This window comes from Ramlibacter tataouinensis, assembly GCF_027941915.1.
In the GTDB taxonomy this organism is placed as follows: domain Bacteria; phylum Pseudomonadota; class Gammaproteobacteria; order Burkholderiales; family Burkholderiaceae_C; genus Ramlibacter; species Ramlibacter tataouinensis_C.
The window spans coordinates 3,119,788-3,134,381 of sequence record NZ_CP116009.1; the positions used below are offsets into that span (position 1 = coordinate 3,119,788).

Sequence of the window (14,594 nt, forward strand, 5' to 3'; positions counted from 1 at the left end):
CGACAAACCCATGATCGAGATCAAGAACATTTCCAAGTGGTACGGGCCGGTGCGGGTGCTGGAAGACTGCTCGGTGCGCATCGAAAAGGGCGACGTGGTGGTCGTGTGCGGACCCTCGGGCTCGGGCAAGTCCACCCTGATCAAGGCCGTCAATGCGCTGGAGCCGATCCAGAAGGGTGACATCTTCGTCGACGGCATCCAGGTCAACGACCCGAAGACCGACCTGCCCAAGCTGCGCAGCCGCGTCGGCATGGTGTTCCAGCACTTCGAGCTGTTTCCGCACCTGTCGGTGACCGAGAACCTGACGCTCGCGCAGATCAAGGTGCTGGGCCGCAGCCCCGACGAAGCCAAGGTGCGCGGGCTGAAGATGCTCGACCGGGTGGGCCTGATGGCGCACAAGGACAAGTTCCCCGGCCAGCTCTCGGGCGGGCAGCAGCAGCGCGTGGCCATCGCCCGCGCGCTGTCGATGGACCCGGTCGTCATGCTGTTTGACGAACCCACTTCGGCGCTCGACCCCGAGATGGTCGGCGAGGTGCTGGACGTGATGGTCAACCTCGCCAAGGAGGGCATGACCATGATGGTGGTCACCCACGAGATGGGCTTCGCCCGCAAGGTGGCCAACCGCGTCATCTTCATCGACGTCGGCGGCCGCATCCTGGAGGACTGCAGCAAGGACGACTTCTTCGGCAACCCGGACGCGCGGCAGGCGCGGACCAAGGATTTCCTGAACAAGATCCTGGCGCACTAGACGCCGAGAAAACGCTGCGCGTTTTCTCGGTGCATCTGAACAGTTGGGCCAGGCCCGGCAACGCCGGCTCCTGGCCCAAAGTGTGTTCGCGCTGCATGTTATTCCGCGCGAACGGTTCGACCTTCGGTCGGAACCAGGGACGCGCCCCGGTTCCCGCCGAGGCTGCCGCAACCGTCAGAACGGATAGTGCCGCGGCGTCGTCTGCATGGTGATCCAGCGCAGCTCGGTGAACTCGGCCACCCCGGCGCGGCCGCCGAAGCGGCCCATGCCGCTGCCCTTGACGCCGCCGAAGGGCATCTGGGCCTCGTCGTGCACCGTGGGCGCATTGACGTGGCAGATGCCCGAGTCGATGCGCCGCGCCACGTTGAAGGCGCGCGCCAGGTCGCGCCCGAACACCGCCGCCGACAGCCCGTACTCGTTGTCGTTGGCGCAGGCCACGGCCTCCTCGACGCCGCGCACCCGCACGATCGGCTTGACCGGGCCGAAGCTCTCCTCGTGGTAGATGCGCATCTGCGGCGTCACGTGGTCCAGCACGGTGGCGGCCATCAGGGTGTTGTCGGCCTTGCCGCCGCACAGCAGCCTGGCGCCCTTGGCCAGCGCGTCGTCGATCAGCGCGTTGCAGTGCTCCACCGCCGCCATGCCGATCACGCTGCCCAGCACCACCGGGTCCGGCTTGCGCGGGTCGCCCACCGGCAGCGACTTCGCCTTGGCCGCGAACTTGCGCGCGAACTCGTCGGCGACCGCCTCGTCCACGACGATGCGCTCGGTGCTCATGCAGATCTGGCCGCTGTTGGCGAAGCAGCCGAAGGCGGCGGCGTTCACCGAGTCGTCGATGTCGGCATCGTCCAGGATCACCAGCGGCGCCTTGCCGCCCAGCTCCAGCACGGCCGGCTTGAGGTACTTGGCGCAGGTCTGCGCGATCAGCTTGCCCACGCGGGTGGATCCCGTGAAGTTGACGCGCCGCACCGCCGGGTGCGCCACGATCGCTTCCACCAGGGTGCCGGCGTCCTGCGGTGCGTTGGTGAGGTAGTTCACCACGCCGGCCGGCAGCCCGGCTTCCTGGAAGGACTCGACGATCAGCTGGTGGGTGCGCGGACAGTTCTCGCTGCCCTTGAGGATGACGGTGTTGCCGCAGGCCAGCGGGGTGGCGACCGCGCGCACGCCCAGGATCACGGGCGCGTTCCAGGGCGCGATGCCCAGCACCACGCCGGCCGGCTGGCGCACGCCCATCGCGAGCGAGCCGGGCACGTCCGACGGGATGACCTCGCCGGCGATCTGGGTGGTCAGCGAGGCCGCCTCGCGGATCATGTTGCCGCCCAGCATGACGTTGAAGCCGGCCCACATGGCGGTGGCGCCGGTCTCGGCCGCCATCGCCTCGACGAACTGCGGCAGCTTGGCCTCCAGCCGGTCGGCCGCCTTGAGCAGCAGGCCGCGGCGCTCGGTCGGGCCGGTCTCGCTCCAGGTCCTGAAGGCTTCGGCGGCGGCGTCGGCGGCCATCAGCGCGTCGGCCGGGGTGGCGGCCGGCGCACGGGTGGCGACGGAGCCGTCCAGCGGGTTGCGGCGCTCGAACGTGGCGCCCTTTTCGGCCGTGACTTTCAGGCCGTTGATCAACATGGACAGGTCGGACATGGGTACTCCTTTGCTCTGAGGCGCCTTCAGCGGGCAGGCGCCACCGCCCCGGGTTCGGTCTTGCTCTCGCCGGTGCCGAGGTAGGCCTCGCGCACCACGCTCGATCGCGCCAGCAGCTTCGCCGCGCCGCTGGCCACCAGCGCGCCGCGCTCCAGCACGTAGCCGCGGTCGGCCACGGCCAGCGCCTTCTTCACGTTCTGCTCCACCATCAGCACGGTGGTGCCGGCATCGGCGATGCGGCGGGCGATCGCCAGCAGCTCGTCGACCATGCGCGGCGCCAGGCCGAGCGAGGGTTCGTCCAGCATCAGCAGCCGCGGCGCGCTCATCAGGGCGCGCGCCACCGCCACCATCTGCTGCTCGCCGCCGCTCATGGTGCCGGCCAGCTGGCGCGAGCGCTCGCGCAGCTTGGGGAAATCGGCCAGCACCTGCTCCAGGCGCCGGGCCCGCTCGGCCTTGTTCGCAAGCCAGCCGCCCAGCTCGAGGTTCTCCTGCACTGTCAGTTGCGGGAACAGCTGCCGGCCTTCGGGCACCAGCGCGACGCCGGCGCGCACGATGGCATCGGTCTTGTGCGGCAGCGGCTGGCCGTCGAGCAGGACTTCGCCCTGGCGCGCCAGCAGGCCGTTGAGCGCGCGCAGCAGCGTGGTCTTGCCGGCGCCGTTGGGCCCCAGGATCACGGTGAGGCCCGGGCGCACCTCCAGCGACAGCTTGCGCAGCACCCGGAATGCGCCGTAGCCGGCGCCCAGGCCGCTCACGTGCAGCTGCGCGTGGCGCGTGCCGCCGCCGAGCTCGAACGGCGTCTCGCTCCAGTACATCATGCGGCCTCCCCGGCGTCGGCCATCTCGTCGCCCAGGTAGGCCTCGATCACCTCGGCGTTGCGCACCACCTCGGCCGGCGCGCCATCGGCGATCTTGCGGCCCTGGTGCAGCACGATGACCCGCTCGACGTGGCGCAGCAGGGTGCGCACGGCGTGCTCGATCCAGACCACCGACAGGTCGAGTTCGTCGCGCAGGCGGCGGATCAGGCCGGCCATCTCCTCGACTTCGGCCTCGGTCAGGCCGGCCGCCACTTCGTCCAGCAGCAGCAGGCGCGGCCGGGTCGCCAGCGCCATGCCGATTTCCAGCAGGCGTTGCTGCGAAGGCGTGATGGCGCCGGCCGGCAGCCCGGCCTGGCGCGACAGGCCGATCAGCTCCAGGATGCGTTCGGCGTCGCGCAGCGCCCAGGGTGCCGCGTCCGAACGCCGGCGGCCGGCGAACTGCAGGCCGAATTCGATGTTGGCCGCGACCGGCATCTCGGCGAACACGCGCGGGGTCTGGAAGGTGCGCGCCAGCCCTTGCGCGGCGAACTTGTGCGGGCCCTGGCCGGTGAGGTCGTGGCCGCGCACGGCCAGCCGGCCGGAGGTCGGCGCGAGCACGCCCGAGATGGCGTTGAAGAAGGTGGTCTTGCCGGCCCCGTTGGGGCCGATGATGCCGACCAGCTCGCCGGCGTGCAGGGTGGCGCTGACGGCATCGACGGCGACCAGGCCGCCGAAGCGCACGCTCAGCTCGCGCGCCTCCAGCAGCGGCGCCACGGTCTTGCTGTCCTCACGCATGGCGGCCTCCCGCAGTCGGCGCCTGCCCGCGCAGGCCGCGCCAGCGGTTGCGCAGCGCTTCGCGCCAGCCGGCGAAGGTGTGCCAGCGCAGCGAAGCCAGCCCGTCCGGCAGGTACAGCACCGACAGGATCAGCAGCAGGCCCAGCGTCATCATGTAGACCTGCGGCGCCTGCAGCCGCAGCGTCTCGGCCAGCACGCTGAACACGATGGCGGCGATCAGCGGCCCCCACAGGGTCAGCGCGCCGCCGATCAGCGCGATCAGCACGGTCTGGAAACCGATGAACGGGTTGAAGACGGTGTGCGGGTCGATGTAGGTCCAGCGCACCGACATCGCGGCGCCGACCGCCCCGGCAAAGGCCGCCGTCAGCGCGAAGCCCGCCAGCTTGACCCAGCGCGTGTTCACGCCCAGCGTCTGGGCGCGCTGCTCGTCGCTGCCGATGCCGGCCAGCGCCAGCCCGAAGCGGGTGCGGCGCACCCAGATCGAAACGGCCACCGACAGCACGGCCAGGCCGACCATGGTCACGTAGATGGTCTGCGGCTCCGGCACGACGGTGAGCACGCGCCCGACGGTGCCGGTCACGCTCTTCTCGAAGTAGGTGACGGCGTGGCGGATCAGCTCGGTCATGCCGAAGGTGAGCACGGCGAAGTAGGTGCCGCGCAGGTGCAGCACCGCCGCGCCCATCACCGCCGCCACGACCGCCGCCACCGCGGCGCCGACGGCGATGGTGCCCAGCCAGCCCAGGTCGGCCAGCACGATCGCCGAGGTGTAGGCGCCCAGGCCGAAGAAGGCCGAGGTCGCCAGCGAGAGGTAGCGGGTGGTGCCGCAGAACAGCGCCCAGCTCGAGGACAGGGTCACGTACATCAGGCAGCTGAGCGCCAGCGAGACGAGGAAGTCGCTGCCCCAGGCCGGCAGGGCCAGGGCCCAGCCGCAGAAGGCCAGCAGCACGAGCAGGTCGCGCACCAGGAGTTGGCGGGAAGTCATTTGGAGAACAGGCCGCGCGGGCGCAGCAGCAGGACGCCGATGAAGACGCCGTAGGACAGCAGGGCCTTGAGCGAAGGGTTGGTGAAGTGCATGCCGAGCGCCTCCACCACCCCCAGCAGCAGGCCGCCGGCCAGGGCGCCGCCCATGCTGCCGAAACCGCCCAGCGTGATGACGATCAGCGCGGTGACGGTGTAGGGCTCGCCCATCGACGGCGAGATGGTGTAGGCCATCGACAGCAGCGCGCCGGCGATGCCCGACAAACCCAGGCCGATGCCGAACATCAGCGGGTGCAGCAGGCCGGTGTTGATGCCCACCAGCTGGGCGCCGGTGGGCGACTGCATCAGCGCGCGCACCGCCTTGCCCAGCAGGGTCTGGCGCAGCAGCAGCATCAGCCCGCCGCTGAACACCAGCGCCAGCACGAACACCAGCAGCTTGTTGGCCGCGAACTGGGCGCCGCCGAAGGCCACCGGCTGGGCCAGGTAGTCGTAGCCGCGCAGGTCGCCGCCCCAGACCCAGGACACCAGGTTCTGCACCAGGAACATCAGGCCGAAGGCGACCATCAGGCCGCGCGCCTCGAAGACGTCGACGTTGGGCGAGGTCGCCGCCAGCCGGCGGAAGCACAGGCGGTGGATCACCAGCCCGAGCAGCAGCAGGGCGACGAACGACAGCGGGATCATCAGCAGCGGCGAGAAGCCGAGGCTGGCGTGCGCCATCCAGGTCAGGTAGGCGCCCAGCATCAGGAACTCGCCGTGGGCGATGTTCAGGATGCGCATCAGCCCGTACTGCAGGTTCAGCCCGAGCGCGACGAGCGCGTAGATGCCCCCGGTGATCAGGCCGGAGGCTATGAGTTCGGTCCAGGCGCCGAGGGACATGCGTGCTACTTCAGGCCCTCCCCGCGCTGGCGGGGACGGCGGATGGATGGGGAATGCAACCGGCCCGGCGCGGCGCGCCGGCGCGGTGTCGTCACTGCCAGGCCGGCTTGGCGGGGTTGAGCTTGGCGGTCGCCACGTTCTGCGGCCACACCACCTCGAACTCGCCCTTCTGCCACTGGCTCACCGTGCCCGGGGTGGCGGTGTTCTCGCTGCCGGTGAACTTGATGTCGCCCACGATGGTCTTGTGCGTGCCCTTGGCCACGTAGTCGCGGATCGCCTTGCGGTCCAGGCCGACGTCCTTGACGGCGGCGGTCAGGATCTCCAGCGCCGCCCAGGCATGGCCGCTGGCCCAGCGGTCCGGCTCCTTGTTGAACTTCGCGGTGTGGGCGTCGAAGTAGGCCTTGGCGCCGGCCGAGGTCTTGGCGTTCCACGAGCCCATGCCCAGCACGCCCTCGGCGCCGGCCGGCGTCATCACGTTCTTGTACAGCTGGAACGCGGTGCCCACCGAGGCGTAGAAGAACTTCGGGTTGAAGCCCACTTCCTTGGCCTGCTTGGACGCCAGGATGGTGTCGGGCGGGTAGGTGATGCCGATGAAGGCGTCGGGATTGAGCTCCTTCAGGCTGCGCAGCACCGGCGACAGGTCCTTCACGCCCAGCGGGTAGCTCTTGCGCTCGACCACCTGGATGGAGGTCTTCTTCAGCTCGTTGTTCAGGGCGGCGAAGTTCTCCAGCCCGAACAGGTCGTCCATGTAGACGATGGCCACCGATTTGACGTTGTTCGCCTTCAGCATGTCGACCAGCGCGCCCATCATGCGGTCCGGCTGCTGCAGCAGCGAGAAGAAGAACGGCAGGTTCATGTCGATCAGCTTGCGCGACAGGGCGGTGGGCGCCAGCATCGGGTAGCCGTGCCGGTTGGCCAGCGGCGCCAGCGCGAAGTTGGCGTTGCTGCCCCAGGGCGGCAGGATCAGGTCGACCTTGTCGCTGCCCATCAGCTTCTCGTAGGTGCGGATCACGGTCTCGATCTCGCTGCGGTCGTCGCTGCCGATCAACTCGATCCTGCGCCGGGCGCCCTTGACGTCCAGCCCGCCGGCGGCGTTCTGCTGCTCGGCCCACAGCAGGTAGTTGGGCTCCTGGCTGACCTGGGCACCGCCGGTCCAGGGGCCGGTGCGCGCCATGGCGTAGCCGACCCGCACCGGGGCCGACTGGGCCATCAGCGAGGGAGCGACGGCGGCGGCGCCGACGGCGGCGGCGCCCTGGAGGAAGTGGCGGCGGCTGGCGCCGACCTTGCGCTGGTCCATGGATGTCTCCTGGGAAGGTTTCGGGTACGCCGCATGGTAGGAAACGGCCCCGCGCGCCGCTGTGCTGTGCGCGCAGAAGCATTGCTCCGGCCGTGCAGAGTGATTAGGGTTATCCCTTAGATATCCCACCTGAGCCCGCGGCCGGCGCGCTCTCCAATAATCCGGGCCATGGCCGGGTCCACCCTCCTGAGCACTGACGACCTCGCTGCGCGCGAGCGGGCGCCGCAATGGTGCGAGTGGCTGTCGCAGCACTTCGGCGGCCTGCAGACCGACCTGTACGGCGACAGCGAGTTCGACGGCCACCTGAGTTCCTCGCACGCCGGCGACGTGATCCTCACCCGGCTGGAGGCCAATCGCCACCGGGTGCTGCGCACCGCCTCGATGGTGCGCGGCAGCGACGCCGGCTACCTGAAGATCGTCGCGCCCTGGCAGGGCAGCGCGATGGTGCAGCAGCAGGGCCGTGAGGCCTGCGCGCGCGACGGCGCCTGGGTGATCTACGACACCACCGGCACCTACCAGATCGGCAACCCGGAGCGCTCGGACCACCTGATCGTCATGGTGCCCAAGGAGGGCGTGGGCGAACGCGGCCAGCGCCTGGACGGCCAGATGGCGCGCCGGCTCGGCGCCAGCGGCATCTCGCGGGTGGCGCTGGAGACCATGCGCAACACCTACCTGGAATTGCCCAGCATGAGCGCCGCCGCGGCGCAGGGCGCGGGCGAGACCATCAAGCACCTGGTGCGGCTGTCGCTGCTCGAGCTGGCCGGCCAGGAAACGGCGCTGACCCAGCGCGAGGCGCTGCGCGACCGCATCCGCGCCCACGTGCAGCAGCACCTGCGCGACCCGGAGCTGTCGGCCGACAGCATCGCGCGCGCGCTCAACTGCAGCCGGCGCCACCTGTACAACGCCTTCAGCGGCGAGGGCGAGTCGATCGCCGGCTACATCCAGCGCCTGCGGCTGGAGGCCTGCATCCGCGAGCTGCAGAGCGATGGCCCGCACGCGCGGCCGATCACCGACATCGCACTGAGCTGGGGCTTCGGCAATCCCTCGCACTTCAGCCGCGTGTTCCGCGACCGCACGGGGATGACGCCGTCGGCCTTCCGGCTCGGACCCGGGCGCTGAGGGCCTCTGGGACAATCGGCGGATGTCCCAGACGATCAAGATCACCCGCCCCGACGACTGGCACCTGCACGTGCGCGACGGCGCTGCCATGGCGGCCGTGGTGCCGCATTCGGCGGCCCAGTTCGGGCGCGCGGTCATCATGCCCAACCTCAGGCCGCCGGTGACGACGGCCGCGCAGGCGGCGGCCTACCGCGCCCGCATCCTCGAGGCCGTGCCCGAGGGCGTCGCCTTCGAGCCGCTGATGACCCTGTACCTCACCGACAACCTGCCGCCGGACGAGATCCGCCGCGCGCGCGAGGCCGGCGTGGTCGCCCTCAAGCTGTACCCGGCCGGCGCCACCACCAACAGCGACGCCGGCGTCACCGACATCCGCAAGACCTACCCGACGCTCGAGGCGATGCAGCGCGAAGGACTGCCGCTGCTGGTGCATGGCGAAGTGACCTCGCCGGACGTCGACCTGTTCGACCGCGAGGCGGTGTTCATCGAGCAGCAGCTGATTCCGCTGCGGCGCGACTTCCCCGGGCTGAAGATCGTGCTGGAGCACATCACCACGCGCGAGGCCGCGCAGTACGTGCACGACGCCGGCGCGCTGACCGCCGCCACCATCACGGCGCACCACTTGCTGTACAACCGCAACGCCATCTTCACCGGCGGCATCCGGCCGCACTACTACTGCCTGCCGGTGCTCAAGCGCGAGACGCACCGGGTGGCGCTGGTCGAAGCGGCCACTTCCGGCAACCCGAAGTTCTTCCTCGGCACCGACAGCGCGCCCCACCCGGCGCACCTGAAGGAGCACGCCAGCGGCTGCGCCGGCTGCTACACCGCGCACGCGGCGATGGAGCTGTACGCGGAGGCCTTCGAGGCCGCCGGCGCGCTGGACAAGCTGGAGGGTTTCGCGAGTTTCCACGGCGCCGACTTCTACGGGCTGCCGCGCAACACGGGCACGCTGACGCTGCAGCGCACCGAATGGACGGTGCCCGACGCCTACGCCTTCGGCGAGGCGCAGCTCAAGCCGCTGCGCGCGGGCGAATCCCTGCGCTGGCAGGCCGTGGCGGGGGCGCGCGCATGACGCCGCGTGCGCGCGTGGCGCTGCTGATCGACGCCGACAACGCGCCGGCCTCGCAGATCGACGTCATCCTCAACGAGCTCTCGACCTTCGGCGAGACCAGCATCCGGCGCGCCTACGGCAACTGGAAGAAGTCCGAGCTGCGCGGCTGGGAGGAGATCCTGCACGAGCACGCGATCCGGCCGATGCAGCAGTTCGACTACTCCAAGGGCAAGAACGCCAGCGACATGGCGATGGTGATCGACGCGCTGGACCTGCTCTACTCGGATGCGCCGGACGCCTTCGGCATCGTGTCCTCGGACGCCGACTTCACGCCGCTGGTGATGCACCTGCGGGCCAAAGGCGCCGCGGTCTACGGGTTCGGCCTGCGCAAGACGCCCGAGCCCTTCGTCAACGCCTGCTCGCGCTTCCTGTTCCTGGACAAGCTGCCGCCGCCCGCGGCCGAAGCCGACGAGTCCGGCAGCGAAGCGCCCGCGGCCCGGCTGCGCGCCACCACCGCCCAGCTCAAGCAGGACGCCAAGCTGGTGATGCTGCTGCGCAATGCCGTGGAGGCGGCGGCCGACGACCAGGGCTGGGCCCGGGTCGGCGCGGTGGGCCAGCAGATCGCCAACCAGGCGTCGTTCGATTCGCGCAACTACGGCTATGCCACCCTGACCAAGCTGCTGGTCGCCACCCAGCTGTTCGAGGTGGCCGACGAGGGCAAGTCCAGCGTCATGGTGCGCGACAAGCGGGCGCGCGGCCGGTCGTAGGAACGGTGGAATCGGGTTCGATCGACTGGGACTTGCCCTGGTTCGCGCCCTGGCGCGGGATGGGAGCGCCGGCCTGGGCCCGCTGCGTTGCGGGCGCCTCCGTGCCCGAAGCGCTGAATGCCGGAGATGGCTCGCCGGTGCGCTTCGTCGCCCAGTCGCAGCTGCCCGCCGGCGAGCCCTACGAGCGCTTCATCTTCGAGCGCCGCGCCTGCCCGACCCGCGACAACCTGCATGACTTCCTCAACGGCCTGTGCTGGCTGCGCATGCCGCTGGCCAAGCGGCGGCTGAACGAGTTGCAGGCGCAGCAGATCGCCGTCCATGGCATCAGCGGCCGGCGCGGGCCGGTGCGCGACGCGATCACGCTGTTCGACGAGAACGGCGCGCTGCTGCAGGCGCCGCCGCCGCTGTGGGAAGCGCTGCTCACGCGCGACTGGCAGCGCCTGTTCGTGGGCCTGCGGCCGCTGTGGGCGCAGGCGCGCCTGCTGGTGTTCGGCCACGCGCTGCTGGAGCAGCTCGCGCGGCCGCGCAAGAACCTGACGGCCCATGTCTGGCGCGACCCCTGCCCGGATGCCGATCCGGCGGCGGCCGATGCCTGGCTGGCGCCGCGCTGCACCACCGAGCGGCTGGCCGCCAAGCCGTTCACGCCGCTGCCGGTGCTGGGCATCCCCGGCTGGTGGCCGGCCAGCGAGAACTTTTCCTTCTACGCCGACTCGACGGTTTTCCGGCCGCCCCGACGCTGAAGCAAGGCAGAATCGCGCGCTCGGAGCGTCTTGCCGGGGCTTGAATCCGGCGGCGCCCACCTCATCTTTTGCGGCAAAACCCATCCGACTCCGGAGCCTTCATGAAACGCATCGTCCTGTTCCTGGCCACCAACCTCGCGGTCGTGGTGGTGCTGGGCATCGTCGCCAGCCTGCTGGGCGTCAATCGCTACCTCACCGCCAATGGGCTGAACCTGGGCGCGCTGCTGGGCTTTGCCTTCATCATGGGCTTCGGCGGCGCCATCATCTCGCTGCTGATCTCCAAGCCGGTCGCCAAGTGGAGCTCGGGCGTGCAGGTGATCGACGGCACCGGCTCGGCCGACGAGGCCTGGATCGTCGAGACGGTCCGCCGCTTCGCCGACAAGGCCGGCATCGGCATGCCGGAAGTCGGCATCTTCCAGGGCGAGCCCAACGCCTTCGCCACGGGGGCCTTCAAGAACAACGCGCTGGTCGCCGTGTCCACCGGGCTGCTGCAAGGCATGACCCGCGAGGAGGTGGAAGCCGTCATCGGCCACGAGGTGGCCCACATCGCCAACGGCGACATGGTGACCATGACGCTGATCCAGGGCGTGATGAACACCTTCGTGGTTTTCCTGTCGCGGGTGATCGGCTACGTCGTGGACGGCTGGCTCAGCCGCGGCGAGCAGCGCTCGGGCCCCGGCATCGGCTACTACGTCACCACCATCGTGCTGGACATCCTGCTGGGCTTCCTGGCGGCGATCATCGTGGCCTGGTTCTCGCGCCAGCGCGAATTCCGCGCCGACCGCGGCTCGGCCCAGCTGATGGGCCGGCGCCAGCCCATGATCAACGCGCTGGCCCGGCTCGGCGGCATGGTGCCGGGCGAGCTGCCCCAGGGCCTGCAGACCGCCGGCATCACCTCGGGCGTGGGCAAGCTGTTCTCCACCCACCCGCCGATCGAGGAGCGGATCGCGGCGCTGCAGCAGGCGCAGGGCTGACCGCTCGCACACCGAACAGGAAGGCCGCCCTCGGGCGGCCTTCGTTCTTCCGGGACCGGGCGTTCAGCCCGCCAGCTGCCTCACCTCGCCCGCACTCAGGCCGTACATCTCGGCAAACTCCTGCGCCGTCTTGCCGCTGGCCTCGAACGCGCGGCGCAGGGCTTCGACTCGGGCGCTCTTCTGGCCCAGCGCCATCAGCGCTTCCTCCAGCAGCCCCCGGGCCGGCTCCGGCGCGGCGCCGAAGCGCTCCCGGTAGCCGTCGCGGCCCAGGCCGGATCGCTCGATGGCCTCGGCCAGCTGGGACACCGCGCGCTGGCGCGCCGCGGCTTCCTGCGGCGAGCTGCTCTTGCGCCGATAGAGCTCGACGATGGCGTGGTGTACGTGTTCCGGCGCGACCGGCTCCACCGGCTGGCCGCCCAGGTCGTGCCGCGGCAGGCCGCCGGCGACCGCTTCCAGGTAGCGGTTGGAGCGCGTGTGCAGCCCCAGCGCCACCTTCAGCTCGTCCGCCGGCAGCCGGTCGGGGTGGGCGGTGCGCAGGTCCTCGAACACGCCCAGCTTGAGCGGCAGGAAGCGCACGCCGAACAGGCCGGGGTACAGCTCGAACAGGGTGTGCAGCAGCGGGTGGATGCCGCGGACGGGCTTCTTGCCGCGCCGCCGGGATGGTTCCGATCCGGACTTCGTCGCGGCGGGAGCCGCAGCCGGCGCCGTGTCAACCGGGACCGAAGCAGGGGAGCCGTCGGGGACGGGGGCAGGGGTGTCGTTCTCGTTCATGGATTCAGTTCTGCAATGGCTCGGTTGCCCGCGATGCTGCGGGCCAGCGCCTCGCCGACCTTGACGCCGTCGACGCCTGCCGAGAGGATGCCGCCGGCGTAACCGGCGCCTTCGCCGGCCGGGTACAGGCCGCGCACGTTCAAACTCTGGAAATCGTCGCCGCGCGGGATGCGCACCGGCGACGACGTGCGGGTCTCGACGCCGGTCAGCACCGCGTCTGGCCGGTCGAAGCCGGGGATCTTGCGGCCGAAGGCCGGCAGCGCCTCGCGCAGCGCCTCGATCGCATAGGGCGGCAGGGCCGGGTGCAGGTCGCCCAGCTGCACGCCCGGCTTGTAGGAAGGCAGCACGTCGCCGAATTCGCTCGAGGCACGGCCGGCGATGAAATCGCCCACCAGCTGGCCCGGCGCGTCGTAGTTGCCGCCGCCCAGCTCGAAGGCGCGCGACTCCAGCTCGCGCTGCAGCGCCACGCCGGCCAGCGGCCCGCCGGGGTAGTCGCGCGCGTCGATGCTCACCACGATGCCGGCGTTGGCGTTGCGCTCGTTGCGCGAGTACTGGCTCATGCCGTTGGTGACCACGCGCTGCGGCTCCGAGGTGGCGGCCACCACGGTGCCGCCCGGGCACATGCAGAAGCTGTAGACGGCGCGGCCGTTGCTCGCGTGGTGCACCAGCTTGTAGTCGGCCGCGCCCAGCAGCGGGTGGCCGGCGTGCCGGCCCCAGCGGGCTCGGTCGATCATGCCCTGCGGGTGCTCGATGCGGAAGCCGATGGAAAAGGGCTTGGCCTCCAGCTGCACGCCGCTGGCCTGCAGTGCCTCGAAGGTGTCGCGCGCGCTGTGGCCCAGCGCCAGCACCACGTGGTCGGCGCGCAGCTCGGACGTCGCGCCGCTGTCCTGGTGCAGCACCTTCAGGCCGCGCAGGCGGCCGCCCTCGATCTCGAAGCCGGTCACGCGCTGCTGGAAGCGCACCTCGCCGCCCAGCGCGATGATCTGCTCGCGCAGGTGCTCCACCACCTTCACCAGCTTGAAGGTGCCGATGTGCGGGTGCGCCACGTACAGGATCTCTTCCGGCGCGCCGGCCTGGACGAACTCGCGCATCACCTTGCGGCCGAGGAAGCGCGGGTCCTTGATCTGGCTGTACAGCTTGCCGTCGGAGAAGGTGCCGGCGCCGCCTTCGCCGAACTGCACGTTGCTCTCGGGCTGCAACTCGCGCTTGCGCCACAGGCCCCAGGTGTCCTTCGTCCGTTCTCGCACCGGCTTGCCGCGTTCCAGCACGATCGGCCTCAGGCCCATCTGCGCCAGCACCAGCGCGGCGAAGATGCCGCAGGGGCCGAAGCCGATCACGACCGGGCGCGGCTCGGGGGGGCTGGAAGCGCTCACGGGCGGACGCCACGCCATGTCGGGCGTCGGGCCGACGTGCGGGTGTGCGGCGTGGCGCTGGAGCAGGTCCGCTTCCAGGCTTTCGTCGGCCAGCGCCAGGTCGACGATGAAGACCGCCAGCAGGTCGGCCTTGCGCGCATCGAAGCTGCGCTTGAAGACCTCCAGCCGCGCGATCGCGTCGGCCGGCACGCCCAGCAGGGCGGCCGCGGCGGCGCGCAGGGCGGGCTCAGGCTGTTCGGCCTGCGCCAGCGGCAGTTTGAGTTCGGCGATGCGGATCACGGCTTGTGTTCATCAAGCAGGCCGTCCGCGGGATGCGGTCGGGTCCGGGATAATACGCGGCGTGAAGCACGCCAGGCCGCCGCTGGTGCAATCGTGGAAACACGGCACTGGAGGAAGGTCCGGACTGCACAGGGCAGCGTAGCAGGCAACACCTGTCCACCGCGAGGTGAGGATCAGAGCAACAGAGACGAGTCGGCGTGTCCCGCAAGGGCGCGCCGGGTGAAACGGGCAATCTCTACGCGCAGCAATACCAAGTAGGCCGACGTTGACCTGGTCCCGGGGAGTCGGCGGGTAGGTAGCACCGAGCCGGTGGGGCGACCCCCGGCCCAGAGGAATGGCGGCCACGGCGCGGGCAACCGCGCCGCACAGAATCCGGCCTATCGGCGTGTCTTCACCTATTTCCAGCG

At 70.6% G+C, this 14,594-nt stretch carries 14 protein-coding genes and 1 other RNA gene; 7 read left to right on the plus strand and 8 right to left on the minus strand.

The window, feature by feature from the left end:
• Positions 1–10 precede the first annotated feature (10 nt).
• Positions 11–748 carry an amino acid ABC transporter ATP-binding protein gene (locus tag PE066_RS14900; protein WP_271236588.1) on the plus strand — a complete coding sequence of 246 codons (738 nt, stop codon included), beginning with the start codon at positions 11–13 and terminating at the stop codon, positions 746–748.
• A gap of 174 nt (positions 749–922) precedes the next feature.
• Here PE066_RS14900 and PE066_RS14905 read toward each other — a convergent pair whose 3' ends face one another.
• From PE066_RS14905 to PE066_RS14930, 6 genes are all read right to left on the minus strand, one after another.
• Positions 923–2,377, minus strand: coding sequence for an aldehyde dehydrogenase (locus tag PE066_RS14905; protein ID WP_271233315.1), 1,455 nt, complete (start codon positions 2,375–2,377; stop codon positions 923–925).
• A gap of 26 nt (positions 2,378–2,403) precedes the next feature.
• Positions 2,404–3,192, minus strand: coding sequence for an ABC transporter ATP-binding protein (locus tag PE066_RS14910; RefSeq protein WP_271233316.1), 789 nt, complete (start codon positions 3,190–3,192; stop codon positions 2,404–2,406).
• Positions 3,189–3,965 carry an ABC transporter ATP-binding protein gene (locus PE066_RS14915; protein ID WP_271233317.1) on the minus strand — a complete coding sequence of 259 codons (777 nt, stop codon included), beginning with the start codon at positions 3,963–3,965 and terminating at the stop codon, positions 3,189–3,191. The genes PE066_RS14910 and PE066_RS14915 overlap by 4 nt, the downstream gene beginning before the upstream one ends.
• Complete coding sequence (locus PE066_RS14920) at positions 3,958–4,947, minus strand: branched-chain amino acid ABC transporter permease (RefSeq protein ID WP_271233318.1); 990 nt, start codon at positions 4,945–4,947, stop codon at positions 3,958–3,960. Before PE066_RS14920 ends, PE066_RS14915 begins: the two co-directional genes overlap by 8 nt.
• Positions 4,944–5,819: a branched-chain amino acid ABC transporter permease gene (locus PE066_RS14925; protein WP_271233319.1), complete on the minus strand. Its 876-nt coding sequence runs from the start codon at positions 5,817–5,819 to the stop codon at positions 4,944–4,946. The genes PE066_RS14920 and PE066_RS14925 overlap by 4 nt, the downstream gene beginning before the upstream one ends.
• Positions 5,820–5,910: 91 nt before the next feature.
• Entirely contained in the window at positions 5,911–7,116 is a 1,206-nt protein-coding gene (locus PE066_RS14930; RefSeq protein WP_271233320.1) for an amino acid ABC transporter substrate-binding protein, read from the minus strand.
• Between the two features lie 168 nt (positions 7,117–7,284).
• On the opposite strand from PE066_RS14930, the gene PE066_RS14935 reads away from it, so the two are divergent.
• The 5 genes from PE066_RS14935 (at position 7,285) to htpX (ending at position 11,764) form a co-directional block, all read left to right on the plus strand.
• Positions 7,285–8,235 (plus strand): helix-turn-helix domain-containing protein, encoded by a 951-nt coding sequence (locus PE066_RS14935; protein WP_271233321.1) that lies wholly within the window; start codon positions 7,285–7,287, stop codon positions 8,233–8,235.
• Positions 8,236–8,257: 22 nt separating this feature from the next.
• The gene (gene pyrC / locus PE066_RS14940; RefSeq protein WP_271233322.1) at positions 8,258–9,304 is read left to right on the plus strand and encodes a dihydroorotase; all 1,047 of its coding nucleotides are present in this window, start codon (positions 8,258–8,260) and stop codon (positions 9,302–9,304) included.
• Complete coding sequence (locus PE066_RS14945; RefSeq protein WP_271233323.1) at positions 9,301–10,050, plus strand: NYN domain-containing protein; 750 nt, start codon at positions 9,301–9,303, stop codon at positions 10,048–10,050. Before pyrC ends, PE066_RS14945 begins: the two co-directional genes overlap by 4 nt.
• A gap of 5 nt (positions 10,051–10,055) precedes the next feature.
• A complete protein-coding gene (locus PE066_RS14950; protein WP_336298429.1) occupies positions 10,056–10,790 on the plus strand; it encodes a DUF3025 domain-containing protein in 735 nt (244 codons plus the stop codon).
• Positions 10,791–10,891: 101 nt separating this feature from the next.
• On the plus strand, positions 10,892–11,764 hold the full coding sequence (htpX, locus tag PE066_RS14955) for a protease HtpX (protein WP_271233324.1): 873 nt from the start codon (positions 10,892–10,894) through the stop codon (positions 11,762–11,764).
• A gap of 63 nt (positions 11,765–11,827) precedes the next feature.
• Here htpX and PE066_RS14960 read toward each other — a convergent pair whose 3' ends face one another.
• Together PE066_RS14960 and PE066_RS14965 are read right to left on the minus strand one after the other, a co-directional pair.
• Positions 11,828–12,535 carry a ProQ/FINO family protein gene (locus PE066_RS14960; RefSeq protein WP_271233325.1) on the minus strand — a complete coding sequence of 236 codons (708 nt, stop codon included), beginning with the start codon at positions 12,533–12,535 and terminating at the stop codon, positions 11,828–11,830.
• Positions 12,532–14,187 (minus strand): NAD(P)/FAD-dependent oxidoreductase, encoded by a 1,656-nt coding sequence (locus PE066_RS14965; protein ID WP_271233326.1) that lies wholly within the window; start codon positions 14,185–14,187, stop codon positions 12,532–12,534. The genes PE066_RS14960 and PE066_RS14965 overlap by 4 nt, the downstream gene beginning before the upstream one ends.
• 63 nt (positions 14,188–14,250) lie before the next feature.
• Between PE066_RS14965 and rnpB the strand changes: the two genes are divergently transcribed.
• Positions 14,251–14,584: RNase P RNA component class A (gene rnpB, locus PE066_RS14970), an RNA gene on the plus strand.
• Positions 14,585–14,594: the final 10 nt, after the last annotated feature.